The organism is Lysinibacillus sp. Ag94, assembly GCF_023242215.1.
Classification (GTDB): domain Bacteria; phylum Bacillota; class Bacilli; order Bacillales_A; family Planococcaceae; genus Lysinibacillus.
Genome location: NZ_CP096780.1, coordinates 3,191,109 through 3,214,785 on the forward strand (window position 1 = coordinate 3,191,109; position 23,677 = coordinate 3,214,785).

Genomic DNA, 23,677 nt, shown 5'->3' on the forward strand with positions numbered 1-23,677 from the left:
CCATATGTTTGAGAGACGATAGCACCCAAAATTTTATCTATCCACTATTTTTAATACAAAAAGCAGTTGAAAGTTGGATTTATCCGAACTTTCAACTGCCATTTAAGGTTTTTTTAGTGCCTACGAAATGCCCGTTCTTGTCTATTTTGCTCCTCTAAATCCGAGATTAACAACAAGGATTAGAAGGAGGAGTCGGAGTTGGCGTAGGAGTTGGAGGACTAACTGGAGGAGTAAGCCCTGTAAGAACAGGAGTTATAACACTAGTGCCTGCTCCAAGACGAATTTGTTGAACTTGCAGTACTTTTACTGTAAGCTCTAGCACGATTTTTTCACGTAATGTGTCGAAAGTGCCTTCTGGTGTTGCCATAACTGGTGAAAAATCAAGTTCAAAGAAGTTTGCAGCTACTAACTCGCCAAATGGTTGTTCATTGTATTTAACTAGATTTTGGAAGAATGCTTTATCCAATCGAGCATCCATTTGCGTAGTTTCATTAAGGAAGTTCGCTTCGGCAAACTCAGAAATTCCTAAAATCGGAGTAGGGCCTCCAAGTGTTTGTGGGAACGTAAGGTCTGTAAAACCTGAAAACGGAACATCGGCAATTCTATCTTGGAGTGCCGCGTTACATGCTGCTGTAGCATATTCTATATTTTTACGAATATGTCCTGCTACAAATAATTTGGCTCTTGTTACCGCAAAAAAGTCAGTAGTGCCAATACGTGCAAAAGCAACAGGCACTAGTTTCACTTGATTTAGGAATACGTTTTTTTTCACTCTTTTGATTTCAGTTGCTGCAGGAGTAAGCGTAATATCCGCCTCCACAGCAATTTGAAGTGTTGGTTCTGCAAGTACAACCGGAACTTTAACAGTTGGCGTCACTAACGGTGTAGCGACTATTGGAGTAACTTCAGTAGTTAATGGAATTTGTTCTGTTGATGTTACTGGACAAGGTTCGACTTGATTAACTTGAAAATCTAATGGATCACTCAAAAAAATTCCCTCTTTTCATTTTTTATAGTATTAGGAGCGCTCTATATTAGAATATGAAGAACTTAAAACTATATATGGACTTGTATACTAGTTATTTACTTATAATAAAAATGAGTTGAATCTAATTTGTGTTTTAAAGCTTTTCTTTAAACTCGGTCCTCATCTGAATGCTACAGTTAAATCGCTGAATATTCACTTTCTTCATGTAAACAAATAACCTGTAGCAATTAAGGTTGCAGAATAGATTTATAGAAATTACAAAAATAAATAATTATTATTAAGATATTTACCTCAGTTCATCACGAGAGTTAAAACAATAAAAAACGAGCTTTAAAATCGTATATTTGTCACGACGAAACCTTAAACTATACAAAAAGGTGAATGCCCTATGTTTTGAAAAATATAATTTATGATAGAAGTACAACTAGAAATAATTAAGTGAGATGCTTCATTATTTCTTAGAGCTTTCTTTTAAAAATAACTAACTGCCAAGTTCCTAAAATAAAATGAATGTCAATGATAATAGGGAGAATCTACCCCATAAACCATTCTAACGAGTCTGTTTTAGACTACAATGTAAAAGAGCCGATTCAAATTTTTTGAATCGGCTCTTTTTGTTAGGATTATTAATAAAAAACAGTCCTTGTCGTCTTTTCCTATTCCTCAAACCTGACTGCACTTACACGTCATTATATTGCAGTTTAACTATGCACAGCCATTGTTTGAAAAGGCTCTTTTGACAAGGTTAAATGCCTATTTCATTCAAATTCATAAGATATTGCAGACAGTGCATATAGTGGCGCTGTTTCTGCACGTAAAATGCGGGGTCCTAATGACATCGTTTGGGCACCAGCTTGAAGCAGTGCATCTGCTTCTTTTCTAGCAATGCCACCTTCTGGACCAAAGATAATAAGAACGGATTTCGACTTCTTGTCATACACTTTTTTTAACTTCTCTGCAAATCTTGTGCGTTGCTGTGCTTTTGCATCCTCTTCATCTGCTATAAATACGGCGTCGAAATGACCAACTTGTTCCAGTAGCTGTTTAAAAGAGATTGGTTCATAAATTTCTGGGATATGTGTACGATGGGATTGCTCAGCTGCTTCTTTTGCAATTTTTTGTAGCCGCTCTTGCTTTTTGGCACCTTTCTTTTTATCCCATTTAACGATGGAACGCTCTGCTTCAAATGGCATTAGGGCAAACATTCCAAGCTCCGTTGCCTTTTGCGTAATAAGTTCTAGTTTATCGCCCTTTGGCAAACCACATGCCACTGTTACATGAACAGGTAACTCTGGAGAAGGAATAATTTCACCTGTAGTTTGAACGTGTACCTCATCGGCGTCGAAGGCTATAATTTCACATATATGAGCGGTATTTTGTGCAACGACAACGATTTTGTCGCCTTCTTTCATACGCATTACTCGTTCAATATGTCGCGCATCCTCGCCACTAATACGTGCTTCCTCAATGGTCGTCTCAATAAAATAGCGTTGCATGTTACCATACTCCTTTATAGCAGAAGAGAAAACGCCAAATCGCCAGCACTCGGCTCACGATTTGGCGCTTCCTCAATCAATTTATTGTGGTCGACGGGCAATGATCGCTACCCAATCTTCCATTAGTAATACTTCTTCGATTACAAACCCTGAAGCTTCTAGTGCTGCTTTTACATCATCACGTTTCGCACCGATGATGCCTGAAGTGACATATAATCCACCCGGTTTAACAACTGAAAATGCATCGTCAGTAAAGGACATAATAATTTCTGCTAAAATATTAGCCACAACGACATCAGCTGGTTCCTTAACTGTATCCAATAGATTTCCATGGAATACAGATACTTTATCATCTACTTTGTTTAATGCAACATTTTCTTGTGCTGAACGAACAGCTACTTCGTCTAAATCAAGTGCATGTACGCTCTTAGCTCCTAGTAAAGCTGCACCAATTGATAGAACGCCTGAACCCGTGCCGATATCGATCACCGTATCGCCCTCTTTTACAACCTTCTCAAGCCCTTGTAAGCACATAACAGTTGTAGGGTGTGTTCCTGTACCAAAAGCCATACCAGGATCTAATTCAATTATTAATTCATCTGTTGCTACTGGTACATATTCTTCCCATGTTGGCACAATTGTAAAGCGTTCAGAAATTTTTACAGGATGATAATATTGCTTCCATGCTGTTGCCCAATCTTCCTCGTTAACCTCTACAATCGATACAACATTTTCACCAATATCGATGTTGAAGTTCGTTAAATTTGTTATAGCCGCCTTAATTTCTTCGACTGTTTCATTTAAAAAACTAGACTCCGATAAGTACGCCTTAACAATAACACCATCTCTCGGAAAATCCGCTTCATTTAGCGCATAAATTTCACCATACTGATCCTCTCGTGGCTTCGCAAATTCTGCAGAATCCTCAATAACTACACCACTTGCCCCTGCTTCATGCAAAATATTCGAAATTGCTTCTACCGCTTCATTTTTTGTATGAATGGATAATTCTGACCACTTCACGTAGCTCTTCAGCTCCTCTAATTATTCACCTTGGAATTTTTTCTTAATTTTATCGAATAGTGAGCTTCCTTGTTCTTCAGGAATGTCACCACTGATTTCCGCAAATTCACGTAGTAATTGCTTTTGTCTTTCCGTTAATTTTTCTGGCGTTATAACTTTTACTGTTACATATTGATTCCCCGTACCATAGCCATGTACATTTTTGACACCTTTGTCTTTTAGACGGAATTGTGCACCTGACTGTGTTCCCGCAGGAATACGTAGTTTTACTTTTCCATGAACCGTTGGGACTTCTATTTCATCACCAAGAGCTGCTTGTGGGAATGTCAGTTTTAGTTCGTAATAAATATCATCGCCATCACGTTCAAACTCTTTATGTCCTTGAACGCGGAACATAATATATAAATCCCCCGCCGGGCCGCCATTTATACCTGGCTCACCTTGACCAGACACACGGATTTGCTGACCGTCATCCACACCTGCTGGAATGTTCACTTTAATTTTCTTACGTTTCTGAACGTTCCCTTCGCCACGACAAGTTGAACATTTTTCTTTTATGATTTTACCTGTACCATGACATGTAGAACAAGTACGACGATTCATCATACGGCCGAAAGGTGTATCTACAGCTTGATTTACTTGACCCGCACCTTTACATGTTGAACATGTTTCAGGTTTAGTACCTGGTTTTGCACCCGAACCGTGGCAAGTATCACATAATTCATCTTTAGGAATTTCGATTTCTGTTTCTTTCCCGAAAATTGCTTCTTCAAATGTAATATTCATACGATATTGAAGGTCGTCACCTTTGCGTGGTGCATTCGGATCCTGACGGCGACCGCCACCGCCAAAGAATGAGCTGAAAATATCCTCGAAGCCGCCAAAGCCGCCGCCTCCGAAGCCACCACCAAAGCCTGCATTTGGATCTTCATGGCCAAATTGATCATAGCGTGCTTTTTTCTGATCGTCACTTAAAACTTCATAAGCTTCAGCGATTTCTTTGAATTTTTCATCTGCACCCGGCTCTTTATTAAGGTCAGGATGGTATTGTTTTGATAATTTACGGTATGCTTTTTTAATTTCATCTTTAGAAGCCGATTTCGTTAAACCAAGCACCTCGTAGTAATCGCGTTTCTCCATGATTCACACTCCGCTCTTTTTGCATAAAATCTATTGTATCACGCAGTTAAAAAAACTGCCTCTATTTTATTATTAAATATTCATTAAAAATGTTGCATATATATTTTTTCACATTTCTCATTCATAACCTATGCATCTAGACGATTAAATGTAAGTGGATATATCTAAGATAAAGAGAAAAGCCAAAGCCGCAAGCGGTCTTTGGCTTCTTCACTTAACTGTGTTACTTACTATTATTTATCGTCTTTTACTTCTTCAAAATCAGCGTCTACGATATCATCTTTTTTACCAGCGCCAGCATCTGCACCAGCATCGCCACCTTGAGCTGCTTGAGCAGCTGCTGCAGCTTGTTCATATACTTTCATAACTAATGGCTGTAATACGCCTTCTAGTTTTTCTTTAGCAGATTTAATGCCTTCTAATTCGCCAGCTTCAAGCGCTTTTTTCAGTTCATCACGAGCATCTTCAACAGATTTTTTCTCATCTTCTGTAATTTGTTCGCCTAAGTCAGCAATTGTTTTGTCAACTTGGAACACTAATTGGTCAGCTTCGTTGCGAAGATCTGCTTCTTCTTTGCGTTTAGTATCCGCCTCAGCATTTGCTTCAGCATCTTTTACCATACGCTCGATTTCTTCGTCAGTTAAACCAGAATCAGATTGAATCACAATTGTTTGTTCTTTGTTTGTACCAAGGTCTTTCGCTTTAACAGATACGATACCATTTTTGTCAATATCGAATGTTACTTCGATTTGTGGTACACCACGTGGTGCTGGTGGAATATCTGCTAATTGGAAGCGACCTAAAGTTTTATTGTCTGCCGCCATTGAGCGTTCACCTTGTAGTACGTGAATATCTACTGCTGGTTGGTTGTCCGCTGCAGTTGAGAATACTTGTGATTTAGATGTTGGAATCGTCGTGTTACGGTCGATTAATTTTGTGAATACGCCACCCATAGTCTCGATACCTAATGAAAGTGGAGTTACGTCAAGTAAAACTACGTCTTTTACATCACCAGTTAAAACGCCACCTTGAACAGCAGCACCCATCGCTACAACTTCGTCAGGGTTTACACCGCGGTGTGGCTCTTTATTAGTTTCTTTACGTACAGCTTCTTGTACTGCTGGGATACGTGTAGAACCACCAACTAAAATTACTTGGTCAATTTCAGATGTTGAAAGACCTGCATCAGATAATGCTTGACGTACTGGACCTACTGTACGGTTTACTAATGGTAATGTAATTTCGTCAAATTTTGCACGAGTTAAAGCAATTTCTAAGTGCAATGGACCAGCTTCACCAGCAGTAATGAATGGTAAAGAAATTTGAGTAGATGTTACACCTGATAAGTCTTTTTTCGCTTTTTCAGCAGCATCTTTAAGACGTTGCATAGCCATTTTATCTTTAGAAAGGTCAATGCCGTTTTCTTTTTTGAATTCTGCTACAAGATACTCGATGATAGCATCGTCGAAGTCGTCCCCACCTAGTTTGTTATCACCAGCTGTTGCTAATACTTCAAATACACCGTCACCTAATTCAAGAATAGATACGTCAAACGTACCACCACCAAGGTCAAATACTAATACTTTTTGATCTGTATCTTGTTTGTCTAAACCATAAGCAAGTGCAGCAGCTGTTGGTTCGTTGATAATACGCTCTACTTCTAAACCTGCGATTTTACCAGCATCTTTAGTAGCTTGACGTTGAGCGTCGTTGAAGTAAGCAGGTACAGTAATTACTGCTTTTGTTACTTTTTCACCTAAGTAGTCTTCAGCATAGCCTTTTAAGTATTGAAGAATCATTGCAGAAACTTCTTGTGGCGTATATTCTTTATCTTCCACTTTAACTTTTTCAGATGTACCCATTTTAGATTTAATAGAAATAATTGTGTTAGGATTTGTTACTGATTGACGTTTCGCTACTTCACCAACTTGACGTTCGCCATTTTTAAACGCGACAACAGATGGTGTTGTACGGTTCCCCTCTGGATTTGGAATTACTTTTGGTTCTCCACCTTCAAGTACAGAAACACAAGAGTTTGTTGTTCCTAAGTCAATACCGATAATTTTGCTCATAAAAATTTCCTCCTATTATTTAAACGCAAATAATGCGTTTTCTAACTAAATGTAATTAATTAAATAGTACTAAGCCTATTCGTTTACAGATACCATTGTTGGGCGTAATACACGATCCTTTAACATATAGCCTTTTTGAAGCTCGCGTAAGACAACACCTGTCTCTTTTTCACTATCTTGCTCCTGCATGACAGCTTGGTGAACATTAGGATCAAATTGCTCACCTTCAGCTTTAATAATTTGTAAGCCTTCCTTCTCAGCAGCTTCTATCAGAGAACGGTACACCATTTCAATACCTTTTACGATGGAAGCAGCTTCTTCAGAAGTCGCTTCAACTTGTAAGGCACGCTCAAAATTATCAATTACTGGCAATAAATCAGACAGTAAGCTTTGCGCGCGATACTTTTCAGCAGCCTCACGATCAAGTTGATTGCGGCGGCGAATATTATCGAAGTCAGCACGTAAGCGTAGATGACGATTTTCCTCGTCGTCTAGCTTTGCTTGTAACTCAGCTAGCTTTGCTTCATACTGTTCTTCGATTGTTAATTCGGCTTTTTGTTCTTCTACTACTTCTGTTTCTTCTACCTCATTTTCAGCTTGTAAATCCTGTACAAGGTCTTTGCTTTCAGTTTTTTCCGTCACTTTTATCCTCCTCATTATCAATCACTACGATTCTTCGTAAAGGCTTGTGTTAAATCCAAGCGCATTACGTCTAGTAAAGCAACAACACGTTTATAATCCATTCGTGTTGGACCAATAATTGCTATAGCCCCTTGCTGATCTTCACCAATAGAATAAGTGGTCGTAATGACACTACAGTTTTCCATTTCTAGTTGTTTATTTTCTGAACCAATACGAATGTGAATGCCCGATTCATTAGGATGGAAGAGTGACTGCACTTGGCTAGTCGTTTCCATTAAGTCCAAAATCATTCGGACTTTATTTAAATCGTGGAATTCAGGTTGGTTGAACATATTTGTTTTACCACCATAGAAAATTTTACTTTCCGAATTATGCATCGTCGCTGTCACGAGAGCGTGAATAAAATCATCCGCTGATTGAACGTGCTGGTGTAATACAGTTAACACCTCAGCTTCGAGTTTTTTATGAATATCCTCTAATGAAACACCAACTAGTCGTTCATTTAAGATATTAACCATTTTCTCTAAATCAGAAGCGGTAAAATTAGGCGGTAGACTAAACATGCGATTTTCAACATGCCCATTATTCGTTACGATAATCGCTACTGCTGTGTCGCTAGAAAGTGGCACAATTGAAAATCGTTTTACTCGATGTCTTTGAACATCTGGTCCTAAAAGAATCGATGTATACGAGGTCAGTTCTGATAAAATATTGGCTGACTTTCTGATAATATGCTCTACTTCTACTAAGCGATCGTTAAAAATTGATTGGATTTGCTGAATATCCCTTGAATTAATGCCTTGGGGATTCAACAAATGATCTACATAAAATCTATAACCCTTTTCCGAAGGCACTCGACCAGAGGAAGTGTGCGTTTTTTCTAAGAAGCCTAATTCCTCTAAATCCGCCATTTCATTTCGAATTGTGGCTGGACTAAATGTAATCTCTTGCTTTTTGGAGATTTGGCGAGAACCTACCGGCTGTGCAAACATAATAAAGTCGTCTACGATAGCTTGCAATATTTGTAATTGCCGATTTGTTAGCATGATTATCACCTCTGTTAGCACTCAACTAAGAGGAGTGCTAATACTATTATTAAGTTATCAAATCCTACATTTTATGTCAATGATATCGCTCAATCTTCTAGTAAAAATTGTTGAAATACTTCATTACCTACAAAGCGACCTTTTCGCGTAAGTCGAATTCCTTTAGGATCCTGTTCCAAAAGACCTTCTGAAACTAACTTTTCTATGACATTTGAGTAATCTCTATACATTGATTCGTTAAATTTTTCTTCATATATAGAGTGTGTAATTCCTTCTGTTTTACGCAAACCTAAAAACATTTGCTCTTCGCGTTTCTCATTCTCTGTTACAACATGCTCATAGACTATTGGTAGTTCCCCTGCATTTACTGCATCCATATACTTTTTCAATGGTCCATGATTTGAATAACGCTGGCCCGCTAAATACCCATGAGCACCAGCACCAAAGCCTGCATATTCATCATTTTCCCAGTATATTTTATTATGTTTAGAACTGAAACCAGATTGAGCAAAGTTACTTATTTCGTATTGTTGAAGTCCATGCGCCTCCATCTGGTTCATTAGCACATCGTACATATCTGCTTCAAGATCTTCAGTTGGTAAATGAAGCTTCCCTTTTGTGTATTGATTATAAAAAATCGTTTTTGGCTCCACTATTAGTGAATAAGCAGAATAATGTGGTATTTCAAGAGCGAACGCTTTTTCTAAGGTGTCCTGCCATTGTGCCATCGTCTGACCCGGCAACCCGTACATTAAATCCAAACTAATATTTCTGAAGCCTACCTTTTTCGCCAAGGCAATTGTTTCATAAACATGATTGTTGCTATGAGTACGACCGATTTTCTTTAACAACTCTTGATCAAAGGATTGTACACCCATACTTAAGCGATTTACACCACCGTCAAACAATGCCTGCATTTTTGCTTCTGAAAGCTCATCCGGATTGGCCTCTGATGTAAATTCTGTCACATTGTCCATCGGAATATACGTACGAATAAGCTCAAGAAGTCTATCTATTTGTTTAGGTGATAGTGCTGTTGGTGTACCGCCACCAAGAAATATTGTTTCGATGTGCTTAAAACTCTCGGGATATTTTTTTGTCGCAAGCTCCATCTCCTTGCCAAGCATTTCTATATATTCATCCACTGGTTGATTTTTAAAATAAAATTTATTGAAATCGCAATAATTACAAATTTGATGACAAAAAGGAATATGAATGTAAACACCTCGTGCCATAGCTATCCCTTCTTTCTCGTTAGTCTTTTCCATTTCCTCATTATAAACAATAGCGGCACGGAACGCCATGAATCAAGTTAGTAAAATAACTAAATCAAAACTATGTTGCGTTAATACCAATCTTTTGAATTTTTACAATATACAACATTTGAACTTGAGACACTTTCTGTATGAACAGCAATTAGAGAATATCGTAAAGAAACGCAAAAAAATAGTATGCTTGAAGGACTCCTCAAGCACACTATTTTCCGCAAAATTCTAAAGCTTGTAACGGCAATATTTCAGCCGCTGCTAACCATTAAATTTCTCGCCAATCTCTACAACATTATATGAAGAAACTAGCGATTCGAAAAAGCTTTCATTCATTTCACACAAAAAAAACAAAACCAATGCAATAAATGGTTTTGTTTTTTTATATCCTTAATAACATACAATTCCTACGAAAATGCCAATTAGTACGAGCAAATAAGGTTGAACTTTCCAACGCATCAAGCACCATAATAAAGCGGCTGCAAGTACTATGTCTAGAGCATTTTGAATTGTCTGTGTCACAATCGGATGAATAAAAGCTGCAGCTAGTATTCCAACAACTGCTGCGTTTGCACCAGCCATAGCCCCTCTTAATCCGGCAAAACGATTAAGAGCTAACCAAAAAGGCATTGCCCCTATTATTAACAAAAATGCCGGGAAAAAAATAGCTATCGTAGCGATAATAGCCCCAGGTACTCCAGCAATGACCATGCCTATGTAGGAAGCAAAGGTAAATAATGGACCTGGGACTGCCTGTGTCAATCCGTATCCTGCTAAAAAATCTGAAGAACTTATTAACCCACTTTGGACAAACTGTGCCTCTAGTAAAGGCAATACGACATGACCTCCACCAAACACTAATGCACCTGATAGATAAAACTTTTCAAGGATTGTAAACCATTCATATTGAATGAGTGGGCTAACAATTGGTAAACCAACAAGAAGTATAATAAACAATGCTAAAAAACATTTACCTGTCGTTTTTGAAATAGGGACAACCGTTTCTTCTGGGTTCTCTTTATGATTGATTTTCTTTAAAAATTGATAGCCGAGAAAAGAAGCCACAATAATAGTCATCACTTGAGCAAGTGGATGGACCCACAAAAGCACTGCCATCAGTGCCAACAAAGCGATTATAAGATGACGAATACTAAGGATTAATTTTTTTGACATATCAAAAATAGCTTGTGCAACAATCGTAACGGCCACCAATTTTAAACCATGAATCCACCCGATATCCATCTCTGTATGTACAGAGAAATACGCAAATGCCATAAGTAGCAAAACTGACGGCAATGTAAAACCAACAAATGACACTATACTTCCAAATAAACCGCCTCTTAATAAGCCAATCCCCATCCCTACCTGGCTCGATGCTGGCCCAGGTAAAAATTGACTGAGTGCAACAAGCTGACTGTAGTCATGATCAGATAACCATTTACGCTTCTGAACATATTCATTTTGAAAATACCCTAAATGTGCAGTGGGGCCACCAAAAGATGTACAACCTAATGTAAGCGAAACTAAAAAAATCTCCCATAACCTTCGCACTATTTTCAACTACTTTCCATGTCGTCTATATTTATAGTACTAGAGGTAATCAACCGTTTGGTTTAAGATATTGTAAAGTTTTAATATGGGCGTTATGTTTGTTCTTAATCTCCAATCTTGATGGCAGAGCCAAGCTCACTTCCATTTGCAGCTACCGGAATAAGCTCATAGCTCTTTCCCGTTAAATATAATGCATCGAGGCGAACACCCCACTTTGTATACTCTTCATTCAAAGGATATGCTACGTTAAATGGCCAAGATTCCCCTGCTGCTGATTGGATTTTAAAATGCAACGCTTCATTTAGTAAGCTTTTCTCTGAATGAAAGTATATCGTTGTTGATATTGGTGTAGAAACAACCTCCTCTATTGTTATTTCCTGACCATCTAAAAGCTTTACTTTTTTCTCAACAGGGAAGACCTTTCTATCTTCTTGTAATTGCTCTTGTGAAGCTTCCACTTGAAATTCCCACGGCGCGTCAATCTTTTTTTCGCCGTTCCAGTCGTTATAACGAATATCTAAGTTTAATATTTTATCATCTGGTAGTTCACTTAATTTCACACTACTATAGATTGTATAGGTTTTATCAGATTGCTGGATAGTCTGTCCTCCATTTCTAACAGTGAACTCTTTTCCATTCACCAAAACCTGTGGAAAGAAAAAGGTCTGGTAGTCGAAATTTAAGCCTTTTACTGGCTTAAAGGTAGCATTCAGTAGTATTTGATTATCATCAATTATTATTTCATTTAGCGTTAAACGTCCGAGACCATTTTCAGCAGTTTTATCGATCACTGTTTTGTAAGCTTCAAAATTTAAATCTTTCTTAAACAAAAAATAATAAACAATAACACAAGTAGCTACCAATAAAAGCAATACAACAATAAACCATATTTTCCGCCCTCGATTTTCCTTAGGCTCATTCTCGACAAGAAGCATATCATTGGACACCATGTACACCTCATTTTAAGAAAGTATGTCTTTACAAATGCTTTTTATTTATTGTAGTTTTCATTTGGACATTATATAACCTCTAACGATGTCAAGGTTTGGCTGATTTCACTATGTATAATTTTAGTTTTATCCGAACACATTGAGGAATTATCGCGCAACTTTTGAATTTTACGATTTATCTCCCTTTTATCGACATCCAACTTCCTAGGAGTAAAAAAAGATTTACACACAAAACTGTGCGTAAATCCTTTATCCTACTCTTGATGACGAACCTTTTTGACTTCTTCCATTAAATAATCTACAAATAACTCATCTTTCACTAACCATGCTTGATAATTTCTTTTTAAAAACCATTCTGCTTCATAAAAACTTGTAAAGATTTGATCCAATGGAAGTTTATTTTTTTCAATTACCCAATCAAAATCACTTATTGAATATAGGAGGAAAAATTCTTCCTTAAGGTTTTTATACATTGTCCCAAAAGAAGAGAACCTTAAATTATAGCGATTTCGTTTCGCATCCTCTGGTATCGGTGCTATATGAAATATTTGTGCCACGTACTGCTCATAAGCTTCATCTGTTAAAGAGCAACCCGCTGCTTTTTGATGCCCTCCCCCTCCGAATTCTGCTGCAATTGCCGAAACATCTATGTGGTCATGAATCGTACGAAATGAAATTCTTTTGCCACCCATATTTAATATAGCTATAAAATCGAGGTGTACATTTTCTTTTCCTAATTCATTACCAAGCTCTGAATGATACGATTCTGCATAAACCACACCTGTAAAATAGTCTCCTATTGATGTTTGCACTAACTCCCTTTTTTTTCGACGGATGTACCGTTCTATCTTCTCCTCTTCCATTGTTAAAATTTTCTTTTCAAATTCATCGAAGTCAAAATGTTCGCTAGTCTGTAAACGTTCAAGCATTTTTTCTTCAAATTCTTCGATGGATACTAAAAAAAAGAGTGCATTGAGTCGACGTGCCTGCTGATTATCATTCTTTTCCCATTCCCACGTATCGTACTGTCTCACTAACTCTACAAATTCTGTGATGGAGTTCCTTTGTTCTAAAAATCCATGTATAACAAGATACTGATAAAATAAAGACGTTGCGGATGTTAAATTGCCCTTTTCATCTTCTATCGATACTTTACCCCATTCATAATCATTTAAATGAAAAGCCGTTTTATGATGATCAAGCAATTGAACTTTGCCCGTTGCGATATAATAGTCGTTTAACCTCCTTTCATTTTCCTCGTTTGGAGATAAATCAGTAATAAATAAAAATGTATCTTGATCGTTATTGTCTAAAAAATACTCAATTTCGCGGTCCAACGCAGAAATTGAATTGTACTTAACCTTTACTTGATTTTGAAAGGCAAGCTTGGCTAAAATCCCGCAACCTACTCCATCTAAATCATTATGCGATAGCAATTTATACATTTTTTCACCTCAATATTAGTATGGTTTATCAGTGAAAAAATTATCGGTATTGTAAGACATGTTTATGATGATATGCACCCATGAAAAACTAAAAATAGATTAATAGATATTTATTACCCTTAATAGTCATAAAGCATTAAAACATTCACCACTCTTAAATAAATCAATATTATTTTTAAAATAGTATTTATTGTAAATGATTTTTGCCGCCTTATAGCACTAGCTTTATAACTATTTATTAAAAAAGTCATAAAAACCTTTTTAATTCAACATTTACGAACATAATCTATTATAATATTTTTCCAAATATTTCACCCCACATTAAATCAGATTATTTGGAAATGACTGAAAATAATTATCCTATAAAATATAAATTCATTTTTTGTTATAATATGTTATTATTATTTTAGTAAAACGACCTATTTTTGTTAACTAAAAAATAGAGGAAAAACGAACTAAAAAGGATGATGACCATGAAAAAAATCCAACAATTATTCCAAAGCGAAGATGGTAATATCGAACAAAGAGAGAATTTTTTGTCCCTATTAGAGAAAATTGTTACATCATTAGATGAGTTAAAAAACCCAAAAACAACAACTCTTGGACCAATGAAAGAGCGCTCTGACAATTTCTATAAAGAGTTAATGCAAGAAAATCAAGTACCAACTTCAGGTGTCGGACTTGATCAGGTTGTGAATGATTTAACGCAATTGATGCAAGGACATCCTTACCATACACGTAACTTTGTAACAAATGTTTTACCGATGGCTAGCATTCCTGGTATATTAGGACAATTTACAAATGCGCTGCTTAACGGTAACAATCTATGGGATGTATACGGACCTGCTGCCGCAGAATGTGAGGTAAAGGTAGTAGCAATGATGTCGAAATTAGTTGGCTACGACTATACTCAAAGCTTTGGTTACACAACTTGGGGTGGACAAGGGGCTGTTTTCAGTGGGCTACGTCTTGCCATTGCTAAACAATTCCCTAACGCAAAAGAAGATGGCGTACCAAATAATTTATATTGCTTTGCTTCAGAAAATGCACATTACAGCTTATTAAAATCAATTGAAGCAGTAGGCATCGGTAGCAAACATTTAATTCGTATTAAAGCTGGCAAAGACCATTCAATGGATATTGAAGATTTACGTATGCGTATGACTGAAGTGATCGAAAATGGTGGTATTCCAGTGTACGTAGTTGCTACAACAGGCGCTACAGATCAGTTTGCCATTGATGATGTACAAGCAATCAAAAAAGTTACAACTGACCTTGAACAAAAACATTCATTAAAACCTATACATATTCACGCTGATTCAGCTTTAGGTGGTTTTTACGCATTTTTCAACGATTATGATTTTAAGGCAAATCCACTTCAGTTAGAGACTAATGTTTTACAAGCACTGGAACAAATTAAAGAACGTATGCAATATCTACCTATTGCAGATAGTCTTTGCTTCGACTTCCAAAAGCTTGGTCAAACGCCTTATTTAACAAGCTTATTCCTAATAAAAGAAGGAAAGCATTTACAACTATTAGATATCGAGGACTTCGACACACCTTATGTTGGTAACCGAGGCTATGGTTCTTATCATACAGGTTATACATTAGAATGCTCTCGTATGGGTAGTTCAATTGCTATTTACGCTGCATTACAGGCGTTTGGTAAAGAAGGTTACCAACAAATATTAGCAAATTATGTGCGTGTAAATTTAGCATTCCGTACGCAGTTAGCTGAGAAAACGCCAATGTTACAAGTAGTCAATGAGTCTAATATTGGACCAGTTACAGCATTTCGTTTGTATCCTGAAGGCTTTAATTGGAAAGCTGAACAATCAGGTAGCTATACACAAGATCAGATTGAATATATTAATGGCCTTAACGCTTCTTTATTTGAAATTATAGGAGAAGGTCGCGACGAAGTATTTTTCGGTGATACTACACGAGTTTGCACTGTCAATACTAGCGATACAAAACAACAAATTCCAGTCGCTGCCGCAAAATTCTTTTCAATCTCTCCTTATACAGAGACAGAACATATTAGTGATATGATTCATTTTTTACAACAAAAAGTGAAAGTATTGGAGGATGTTAAAGTTGAGTATAGTCAAAAAATTTAAAAGCTCTTTACTCTATAAATATATTGCTAGTTTTACTATTCCAATTGCTATTATTTCGGTAATATTTAGTATCGTATTATTTATTTCGTCTTATCAGATTATCGATAATTTTGTTATTACACAATTTGAGTCATCATTAGAGGTAATATCTCAAACAATTTTTGATGATATAGATAAAGAAGATGTCAAAGCTGCAGATAACGGCGAAAAAGATAAATATGAAGGAATATTAAATAAGTTAAATGAAACAATGAACGAGTACGATATTCAAAATGCTTACATTCTTTCACGTGCAAATGGCAAAGAACATATTGTGGCATTAAGTAAGAAAGATGATTATCAAGAGAGCTATGTTTTTACTAAGGACATGAATGAAGCGCTAAATACTGGAACCGTTCAATCTAGTGATATTTATAAAGATGAATACGGTATTCATAAATCCATTTTTATACCATTTAAAGATACGGATATTCTTTTTGGTTTAGATATGGACGCTTCCTTCATTTCTAAACTTCAAACGAAAACTCTTTGGACTTGTATCATTATGACCGTGATGTTTTTGATATTCGGTTTTATTGTGGCTTATTTCATTAGTAAAGGCATTATAAAGCCAATTAAAAATATGACTAACTATGTTGGTAAGGTGGCACAAGGAGACTTAGCCGTTGAACCTCTTCAAATAAAGGGTTCTAATGAAATTGCCCAGCTTTCTGAAGGCATTGAAAATATGACAGAAGACTTACGCTCACTTATTCAACAAATTGCCGAAAATGCTGAGCAAGTAGCTGCTATGTCTGAAGAATTATCGGCAGGTTCTGAGCAAACAAGTGCCTCAATTCAACAAATTACATCTTCAATGCAAGAAGTAGCTGCAGGATCAGATAAACAAACTTCCGCTATTGAAGAAGTAGAAAGTCATATTACGACAATCTCTACAAAGATGTCAGAAGTTGTATCGAGCGTGAATGATGCCACTACTAAAGCATTTAGTGCCTCTTCAATTTCAGAAAAAGGCAATACAACGATTCAAAGTGCTACAGACAAGATGGTTGTCACATCTAATGCTATTCAAGAGGCTTCAAAAGTTGTGGAACGTTTAAGCACATACTCAAATGAGATTGGCGACATTGTAACCTTAATTAATGAGATTACAGATCAAACAAATTTACTCGCTCTAAATGCTTCTATTGAAGCAGCACGTGCTGGTGAGCATGGTAAAGGCTTCGCGGTTGTAGCTGAAGAAGTACGAAAACTTGCTGACCAATCATTAGCGGCAACCAACAGTATTCGAACACGTATTGAAACGATTAAGGAAGAGTCTGTACAAGCTGTAAAATCTATGGCAATTAGTAACAGTAACCTTGAAGAAAGCTCCATTACGTTTAATGAATCAGGTGAAGCCTTTAAAGAAATATATTCGCATATTACTTCTCTTACTCAAGAAATGGATGCTGTCAATAATATCATTTCCAATATTAATGACGGGGTTAGCAACATTGCCGTTTCTGTAGAAGAAGTTGGTGTAATCGCTGTTCAAGCATCAGGAAACATTCAAAATGTAGCTGCCGCTTCCGAGGAGCAGTCAGCTAGTATTGAGGAGATTACGGCGTCTTCAAATAATTTAGCTGAGATGGCACAGGAACTTCGTAATATCATACAAAAATTCAAATTATAACAATAACGAATATCAAAAATCCGCTATATTTTCTAAAGGAAGTTTTGCCTTTAGAAGATTATGCGGATTTTTTCATTAACGCTTAAAAGTTCTTCTCTAATTTTAATGTCCTCTTGTTCATCCAGGCAATCGTTTGTTCTAGCCCTTCTCGATATGAGGTACGTGGTAAAGGGCCTATTTCCTTTTCGTATTTTTTCCCACTTAAAATGACTGGTTCTTCGGTTAAATACAACATTTCGACCACTTCCCTCATATTAGGGTTAAATGCTCCAATAAATTGGATCATGCCTTTAGAAATTGTACGAACGCCTTTTTTGTAACCTGTAATTTCACGTAAAATTTTTACTAGTTCTTCCCCTGTAATTGGATGAACGGCTGGCACGTTCCAATTCTGATTATATGTGTCGTCACGTAAAGCAAGCTCAACCATAGCCTTTGCGCCATCAACTGTATAAAGGAATTCCCTTTCCACCTGCATATTTCCTACAAAATTAGCTTTTTTACCTTGTGCTATATTTTTTACCGTTTCATAGAGCATTGTATTCTCTGCATTTGGTCCGTATAAATCCGGGAAATGAACAATTAACGAGGGTATATTACTGTTTTTTAATTTATTTTCCATCATTAAACGAATTTTCCCTTTTTTCGTTTGTGGTTCCTTTTTAGCTTGCTCTATTACAGGGTTTGTTGATTGTCTTCCATAGGCATAAATATTATCTACTAGTGCAATTTTCGCTCCTCTCCTTTCTGCTATGTTAATCACCATGTCTACGCATCGTATATGGAGTTTTTCCCAATCTTGATACGGAAAGCTAATAGCATGAAAAATAATATCTACACCATTTGAAGCTTTCATCAAATCCTGTTCATTAAATACATCACCCGAAATGATTTCTACATTTTTGTGATGCTGAAAAAGTGCAACTAACTTTTCTTTATTTCTAGCAAATGCCTTCACCTGTATATTTCGACTTACTAGTTCATTTACTAGTGCATATCCCATACCACCAGATGCCCCAATAACCAATGCTGTTTGCAAATTAAATTACCTCCCCTATTAATTAACCAGTGGTCAAAATAACTATTAAATGAAGCTCTAGATTTTTTTACTAGAGCTACTTTCAATATGTGTTAAAGCCTTAATAAGAAATTTTGCATGTATATCCACCGCTTCTTTCGCTTCCTCATAATTTTTTACATAATGACGATAATGTGTAACAAATCCATGAAGAGCAATAAATGTAGAATGTATATCTGAAATCAGCAGTTCTTTCCTTGATAAGCACTGTACAGCTTGTGCAAATTTTTCATAACTAAGATTCGCTGCCTCTTGCGAAAGCCCATCAATTTCACTATCCCTCATTATAAACATTAATTCATACTGACTTTGATTATTTAAACCAAACGCCATATAACCTACAAAAACATTCAGTAATTTAATGTTATGATCTTCAGGACCGTTCATATTTTCATCTAAAGTATTATTTAGTTCAGAAAAATAGTCACTTACTATTGCATAAAATATTTCTGCTTTATTTTTAAAATGATAGTAAATAGCCCCATGACTACAACCAAGCTCTTTCGCAATACTACGCATTGATACTTGGTGAAAGTCCTTGGTGATAAATTGCTTATGAGCCTCATTTATAATCATTTCTTTCGTCAAATCTTTTGTTGACGGCTTACGTGGCGACATAATTATCCCCCTTATTGACCGGTGGTTAATAAATAGTATATAGTTGTTTTCATTTTTTTTCAATATGACACGAACATGGAACAAAAATAATTTCAGGAGCTAAAAAACAATCTCTTACCACTTGAGAGTAGGAGATTGTTTCTAACAACTTTAAATTAAACTTTTCACAACTTTTGAAATAACAGCGCCTTCTGCCTGACCAGTTAACAAAGGTTTTGCAATTTTCATTGCTTCCCCCATGTTCATTCCTTTCGCAATGCCTGCTGCCACAAGTTTTTCTGCAATTTCTTCTTCTGTTAATTGCTTCGGTAAAAATGATTTTAAAAGTGCTAATTTTGCTTCCTCTTTTTCAATTAAGTCGGCTCGCCCTGCATTTTGAGCACCCTCTAAAGCCTGATTTGTTTGTTTCACTTCACGATTTATAATAGCCATTTCCTCTTCAGACGATAAAGCCTCCCCCTTTTCTTTTTCAGCTAAATCTAGAGCAGACTTCAAAAGCGATAGTACGCCTTTTGCTAATACATTCTTTTCTCTCATTGCCTGTTTTAATTGTTCAAATACTTCCGTTTTTAACAATGTTTTCACTCCTTTGTGACATCATTATACCATAAAAAAATACCGTAACCTTTAGGGATACAGTAGCGTGTGTCACGAAATTATGCCGGGGCATATTTAATACTATTTTACTTGTTTAAGCATAGATACTTCAGCTTTTGTCGTTATTACATCCGATGATATAATATCAAATTTTGCATCTACAAGATCAATTTTTCGACTTAAATTTTGTTCAACTTTGTCTAATCTTTTTTCCAACGTTTCGTTTTTTTCTTCCAGTCGTTTCTCACCTACATCAATTTTTCCTACTAATCTCTTCTCAACTGCTTCGATTTTTTCTTCTAATCTCTTCTCAACTGCTTCGATTTGTTGTTGAAGATCCGATTTCATGTCTTGCATTTGCTTTGAAAGCTCTAAAATTGCTTGAAGAATCGTATGTTGGTTGACTTCTTGTTCCATTTTTGAGTTCCTCCTCTCTTTTATATTTATTACATTATCTATTAATTTCACGCATTAATCACAATAAAAATAGGTAGAGTTACATAAGCAACTCTACCTTCATTCTATCTACGATTTATCTTAAAGTCAAAGTATTAAGAGATGGAATTTGTTAATTTTTCATCCGTTAATTTCACTTGATATAATCGTATCACTTTATATTCCTATTATAAACAGATCCTTACAATCACTTCTCAAATTACCATGGCACCAGTATTTTACTCCAATGAAACTAACTGCATTAGCAATATCTAGTGATTTATTAATCTCTGCCATTTACCCAATAAACAAAACCAATAACAGCTCCACCAATAATATTACCTATTGTAACAGGTAATAAATTCGAAATGGCTCCACTAAACGATACTAGTTCACCATGAGGTATGAGGAGCGCAAGAGAAAACAATGTCATATTTGCTATACAATGCTCAAATCCAATTGTAACAAATGGGAAAATACAGCAGAAAATCATCACTAATTTCCCAGTCTCTGTTTTTAATTTATAAGTGCACCATACGGCCAAGCATACTAGTAAATTACATAAAATACCTCGACATAAAAGTTCAACGAAGCTACCACTCATCTTAGCTGTAGCTAGTTTTTCAATGTAAGCTGCTATGTCTCCGCCTGCTAGCCCCGAGTAAAAAAATAATGCGGCTGCTAACAAAGAACCAAAAAAGTTTCCTATGTAACTAAATGTCCAAATGCCCAACATCTCTAATGGTGATGATTTTTTTGATAGTGTACTAACCGTTAAAACTAGATTATCACCGGTAAATAAATTGGCTCCAGCCATCATGACCATACTAAGTGCCACACCAAATGATAACCCTTGTACGATCTTCATACTTGGTACCCCAGCTGGACTTAATAAGCCCCCTATAGTAGTGATGAGCAAAATGCCAAATCCAATAAAAAGTCCGCCGAAAATAGCTAACAATAAATAATTAGCAGGCTTTTGCTTCATCATGTTAATTTTTGTTTCAGCTGTAATACAAACTGAAGAAATTGTCTCTTTCATACTTTCATCTCCCAAACAACATCAAGCTAATTTAATAACTCATTTTTACGCTGGTCTTAAGTAGTCATCGGTTTCCACTCTAACCAACTTTTATACAAGGCTTACATTTTAACAAATTATTATTCCAAAATATCGTTAATTAGCAAATTTAAAGTAAATTCCTCCAAATATACATATAATCATGCACTATTACTTTCTATGAAGACATCAATTTGTATTTCGAGTTACTCGCTTTCGCATAGATAGTCAAGAATAATTCGTATTTCTCGCAGTACTAAACCAAGAATAATTTTTGATTAATATTTTTTTCAAATTATTTAATACTTCTATTAGTGATTTTATCGTTGATTTGGATTTATATTGATATGATCCCAGCAAAAAAGAGCAACAGCTAGAAGCCGAAATTATTGTAAAGCTAGAGTATTTTAATCCTGCTAATAGTGTGAAGTACCATGTTGCTAAAGCGATGATTGAGGATGCTGAAGCTCGTGGCGTGTTGACAAAGGATAAAACAATAATTAAAACAACTAGTTGCAATACAGGTATTGCTCTAGCAGCAAATGCAGCTGCAAAAGGCTATAAGCTTCGAATTCACATGCAGGATAGTGTAACTGAAGAGCGAACAAAGGTAGTTAAACTGAACAGAGGTTGTACCATTTTCAGATGTTCCAGAAATGGTAACTGCCTTTGAGGAAACAGATGGTGACTTTGTTGAAACGATTAATGTATTTCGACAAACAGTCGTTGAACAAGAAGAAAATGTTGTATTTTTAAATCAGCTTGATAATGATGCCAACCCAAATATTCATAAGTTAACAACTAATCCTGAAGTCTGGGAGGATACAGACGGACAAATTGATATTTTTGTAGCAGCAATTGGCACAGGTGGTACGATAAGTGGAGCTGATGCATATTTAAAATCTAAAAATAAAGCTATTCAGATTATTGGTATAGGGCCTGCTGTTAATTCCATTGCAGCAGTGGATAATCCAGATATCATTGAAATCACCACCGCTTCTCCGATGCTGACGAGGCTCGCGCGCTATCGAATGTTCATTTAGAAATAATTGATGAAGTACTCGGGGTGGAAACTGAAAAGCTTATGAGGCGGCACGTGCTGTTGTGAAGTCAGATCGTATATTAGTAGGTACTTCATTTAGGGGCCGCTCTATTTACCGCTACAGCCCTTGCAAAACGTCCAGAGAACAAATGGAAATGGATTGTGGTCTACTTGATTTATTTTAAAAACAAGCGCATCGGAATACAAAGTAGTTTAGACATTTATAAAAAACGAAGGGTAAATTAACTTACCCTTCGTTCATTTCAATAACTTGTTAAAAAAATCTTTCCTTTAGTTTTTTTAGACGATTCAACGGCAGTTATCGCATTTTTAATGTCTAATAAATCATAATGAGAATCCACTGCCATCATTTTTAACTTACCACTATTAACTAGATTGATTAAGTGATGAAATGTACTTTGCCATCTTTCTATCGAAACTTGCTTGTTCCAATGACGTAAATGAAACATATTTGCCTTTACATATGCCTCTTTAACGATTCTTTGCCAATTCACTTGTACACCTGATAAAAGACCAATCGCTAAAAAATTCCCTCCAGCTTTCAGACAGCAGGCAAGATCGTTACCTGCTGTTCCCCCAATAGAATCAATTGCGGCATTAGCCCCATTGCCATTTGTTAGTTCCATTACCTTCTCATAGAGCGGTGCTACTGAAGTATCTATTACATAGGAAGCGCCAAGCTGAATTAAATCGTCCGTATGTCTATTATTTCTCGTTACCGCGATTAGTTGAAAACCTAACAATTTTGCTAGCTGAGCAAATATGTGCCCAATTGCGGACCCACAGGCATTCACTAATAAAACATCATTTGGCTGTAATTGTAATATATCCGTGCATGTTACCCAAGCTGTCATTGGATTGATATACATTTGGGCTGCAGTAAAATCATCTATTGAATTTGGAATAAGCACTGCAAATTCTGCACTTGTTTTTACAATCTCCTGCCAAGTTCCTTCTCCTCGTAAAGGTAATACACGCTTTCCAATAAGATCCTGAGAAACATACGGACCTACATCCTCTACAATACCAACCCCTTCATAGCCAGGAATAGTTGGTAAAGAAATTCGATGAGCATAACTCCCCCATATTGGTATTAAATCTGAAGGGTTAATAGGTCGCGCCAGCATTCGAACAAGAATTTCTTGTTCTTGAGGGGGGTGAATCGTTTTATTTTCAAACTTTAGAACTTCCCGAGGGCTTCCAAATTCATATAATTTAATGCTTTTAGCTTTCAAAAAATTAACTCCTTTATAATTGATTAATAGCATTTTTTGCAACTACTCCAAAATGAAACCTTCCAGAGATTTTCCTTATCCTGATCATTGTCTTCTGCATCGGGCTTTCTGAGCGATTTTTCTCCCATTCCATTGCGTCACTTTCGAAAAAAATACTTTTTTATTCAATGACAAT

At 36.2% G+C, this 23,677-nt stretch carries 21 protein-coding genes; 4 read left to right on the top strand and 17 right to left on the bottom strand.

Features of this window, described 5'->3' with window-relative positions; translation table 11 throughout:
• Positions 1-166: 166 nt before the first annotated feature.
• The 11 genes from MY533_RS14790 to MY533_RS14840 form a co-directional block, all read right to left on the bottom strand.
• Positions 167-988 carry a CsxC family protein gene (locus tag MY533_RS14790; protein WP_132356840.1) on the bottom strand — a complete coding sequence of 274 codons (822 nt, stop codon included), beginning with the start codon at positions 986-988 and terminating at the stop codon, positions 167-169.
• Positions 989-1,746: 758 nt separating this feature from the next.
• The gene (locus tag MY533_RS14795) at positions 1,747-2,484 is read right to left on the bottom strand and encodes a 16S rRNA (uracil(1498)-N(3))-methyltransferase (RefSeq protein WP_132356841.1); all 738 of its coding nucleotides are present in this window, start codon (positions 2,482-2,484) and stop codon (positions 1,747-1,749) included.
• An 81-nt stretch (positions 2,485-2,565) separates the two neighbouring features.
• Positions 2,566-3,507, bottom strand: coding sequence for a 50S ribosomal protein L11 methyltransferase (gene prmA / locus MY533_RS14800; protein ID WP_248716567.1), 942 nt, complete (start codon positions 3,505-3,507; stop codon positions 2,566-2,568).
• A gap of 21 nt (positions 3,508-3,528) precedes the next feature.
• Complete coding sequence (dnaJ, locus tag MY533_RS14805) at positions 3,529-4,647, bottom strand: molecular chaperone DnaJ (protein ID WP_132356843.1); 1,119 nt, start codon at positions 4,645-4,647, stop codon at positions 3,529-3,531.
• 233 nt (positions 4,648-4,880) lie between these two features.
• On the bottom strand, positions 4,881-6,719 hold the full coding sequence (dnaK, locus tag MY533_RS14810) for a molecular chaperone DnaK (RefSeq protein ID WP_132356844.1): 1,839 nt from the start codon (positions 6,717-6,719) through the stop codon (positions 4,881-4,883).
• Between the two features lie 75 nt (positions 6,720-6,794).
• Positions 6,795-7,361: a nucleotide exchange factor GrpE gene (gene grpE, locus MY533_RS14815; protein ID WP_132356845.1), complete on the bottom strand. Its 567-nt coding sequence runs from the start codon at positions 7,359-7,361 to the stop codon at positions 6,795-6,797.
• 17 nt (positions 7,362-7,378) lie between these two features.
• A complete protein-coding gene (hrcA, locus tag MY533_RS14820) occupies positions 7,379-8,407 on the bottom strand; it encodes a heat-inducible transcriptional repressor HrcA (RefSeq protein ID WP_132356846.1) in 1,029 nt (342 codons plus the stop codon).
• Positions 8,408-8,496: 89 nt separating this feature from the next.
• Positions 8,497-9,642: a radical SAM family heme chaperone HemW gene (hemW, locus tag MY533_RS14825; RefSeq protein WP_248719221.1), complete on the bottom strand. Its 1,146-nt coding sequence runs from the start codon at positions 9,640-9,642 to the stop codon at positions 8,497-8,499.
• A gap of 420 nt (positions 9,643-10,062) precedes the next feature.
• Positions 10,063-11,223 (bottom strand): chromate efflux transporter, encoded by a 1,161-nt coding sequence (gene chrA, locus MY533_RS14830; RefSeq protein WP_248716568.1) that lies wholly within the window; start codon positions 11,221-11,223, stop codon positions 10,063-10,065.
• 104 nt (positions 11,224-11,327) lie between these two features.
• The gene (locus MY533_RS14835) at positions 11,328-12,173 is read right to left on the bottom strand and encodes a DUF4179 domain-containing protein (RefSeq protein WP_248716569.1); all 846 of its coding nucleotides are present in this window, start codon (positions 12,171-12,173) and stop codon (positions 11,328-11,330) included.
• Positions 12,174-12,427: 254 nt separating this feature from the next.
• Positions 12,428-13,618, bottom strand: coding sequence for a DHH family phosphoesterase (locus MY533_RS14840; protein ID WP_248716570.1), 1,191 nt, complete (start codon positions 13,616-13,618; stop codon positions 12,428-12,430).
• 473 nt (positions 13,619-14,091) lie between these two features.
• Between MY533_RS14840 and MY533_RS14845 the strand changes: the two genes are divergently transcribed.
• Positions 14,092-15,741, top strand: a complete 1,650-nt coding sequence (locus tag MY533_RS14845) for a pyridoxal phosphate-dependent decarboxylase family protein (RefSeq protein ID WP_248716571.1) — start codon at positions 14,092-14,094, stop codon at positions 15,739-15,741.
• Positions 15,710-17,416 (top strand): methyl-accepting chemotaxis protein, encoded by a 1,707-nt coding sequence (locus tag MY533_RS14850; RefSeq protein WP_248716572.1) that lies wholly within the window; start codon positions 15,710-15,712, stop codon positions 17,414-17,416. Before MY533_RS14845 ends, MY533_RS14850 begins: the two co-directional genes overlap by 32 nt.
• Positions 17,417-17,498: 82 nt before the next feature.
• Here MY533_RS14850 and MY533_RS14855 read toward each other — a convergent pair whose 3' ends face one another.
• The 5 genes from MY533_RS14855 to MY533_RS14875 form a co-directional block, all read right to left on the bottom strand.
• Positions 17,499-18,455 carry an SDR family NAD(P)-dependent oxidoreductase gene (locus MY533_RS14855; protein WP_248716573.1) on the bottom strand — a complete coding sequence of 319 codons (957 nt, stop codon included), beginning with the start codon at positions 18,453-18,455 and terminating at the stop codon, positions 17,499-17,501.
• Between the two features lie 57 nt (positions 18,456-18,512).
• On the bottom strand, positions 18,513-19,112 hold the full coding sequence (locus tag MY533_RS14860) for a TetR/AcrR family transcriptional regulator (protein WP_248716574.1): 600 nt from the start codon (positions 19,110-19,112) through the stop codon (positions 18,513-18,515).
• Positions 19,113-19,262: 150 nt separating this feature from the next.
• Positions 19,263-19,688, bottom strand: coding sequence for a GatB/YqeY domain-containing protein (locus MY533_RS14865; protein WP_132356853.1), 426 nt, complete (start codon positions 19,686-19,688; stop codon positions 19,263-19,265).
• Between the two features lie 102 nt (positions 19,689-19,790).
• A complete protein-coding gene (locus MY533_RS14870; RefSeq protein WP_248716575.1) occupies positions 19,791-20,126 on the bottom strand; it encodes a hypothetical protein in 336 nt (111 codons plus the stop codon).
• A 301-nt stretch (positions 20,127-20,427) separates the two neighbouring features.
• The gene (locus MY533_RS14875) at positions 20,428-21,186 is read right to left on the bottom strand and encodes a formate/nitrite transporter family protein (protein WP_248716576.1); all 759 of its coding nucleotides are present in this window, start codon (positions 21,184-21,186) and stop codon (positions 20,428-20,430) included.
• Between the two features lie 442 nt (positions 21,187-21,628).
• On the opposite strand from MY533_RS14875, the gene MY533_RS22185 reads away from it, so the two are divergent.
• Positions 21,629-21,877, top strand: a complete 249-nt coding sequence (locus tag MY533_RS22185) for a pyridoxal-phosphate dependent enzyme (protein ID WP_371873264.1) — start codon at positions 21,629-21,631, stop codon at positions 21,875-21,877.
• Positions 21,861-22,247, top strand: coding sequence for a pyridoxal-phosphate dependent enzyme (locus MY533_RS22190; RefSeq protein ID WP_256469438.1), 387 nt, complete (start codon positions 21,861-21,863; stop codon positions 22,245-22,247). The genes MY533_RS22185 and MY533_RS22190 overlap by 17 nt, the downstream gene beginning before the upstream one ends.
• A 262-nt stretch (positions 22,248-22,509) precedes the next feature.
• Here the strand turns inward: MY533_RS22190 and MY533_RS14885 are convergent, their stop codons facing one another.
• On the bottom strand, positions 22,510-23,502 hold the full coding sequence (locus MY533_RS14885; protein WP_248716577.1) for a zinc-dependent alcohol dehydrogenase family protein: 993 nt from the start codon (positions 23,500-23,502) through the stop codon (positions 22,510-22,512).
• Positions 23,503-23,677: the final 175 nt, after the last annotated feature.

Bases quoted from the DNA above. Each gene is read 5' to 3' on its own strand.
- MY533_RS14795 (WP_132356841.1), bottom strand. From the start codon at position 2,484: ATGCAACGCTATTTTATTGAGACGACCATTGAGGAAGCACGTATTAGT.
- dnaJ (WP_132356843.1), bottom strand. From the start codon at position 4,647: ATGGAGAAACGCGATTACTACGAGGTGCTTGGTTTAACGAAATCGGCT.
- dnaK (WP_132356844.1), bottom strand. From the start codon at position 6,719: ATGAGCAAAATTATCGGTATTGACTTAGGAACAACAAACTCTTGTGTT.
- hrcA (WP_132356846.1), bottom strand. From the start codon at position 8,407: ATGCTAACAAATCGGCAATTACAAATATTGCAAGCTATCGTAGACGAC.
- hemW (WP_248719221.1), bottom strand. From the start codon at position 9,642: ATGGCACGAGGTGTTTACATTCATATTCCTTTTTGTCATCAAATTTGT.
- MY533_RS14835 (WP_248716569.1), bottom strand. From the start codon at position 12,173: ATGGTGTCCAATGATATGCTTCTTGTCGAGAATGAGCCTAAGGAAAAT.
- MY533_RS14840 (WP_248716570.1), bottom strand. From the start codon at position 13,618: ATGTATAAATTGCTATCGCATAATGATTTAGATGGAGTAGGTTGCGGG.
- MY533_RS14845 (WP_248716571.1), top strand. From the start codon at position 14,092: ATGAAAAAAATCCAACAATTATTCCAAAGCGAAGATGGTAATATCGAA.
- MY533_RS14850 (WP_248716572.1), top strand. From the start codon at position 15,710: ATGTTAAAGTTGAGTATAGTCAAAAAATTTAAAAGCTCTTTACTCTAT.
- MY533_RS14860 (WP_248716574.1), bottom strand. From the start codon at position 19,112: ATGTCGCCACGTAAGCCGTCAACAAAAGATTTGACGAAAGAAATGATT.
- MY533_RS14870 (WP_248716575.1), bottom strand. From the start codon at position 20,126: ATGGAACAAGAAGTCAACCAACATACGATTCTTCAAGCAATTTTAGAG.
- MY533_RS14875 (WP_248716576.1), bottom strand. From the start codon at position 21,186: ATGAAAGAGACAATTTCTTCAGTTTGTATTACAGCTGAAACAAAAATT.
- MY533_RS22190 (WP_256469438.1), top strand. From the start codon at position 21,861: ATGGTAACTGCCTTTGAGGAAACAGATGGTGACTTTGTTGAAACGATT.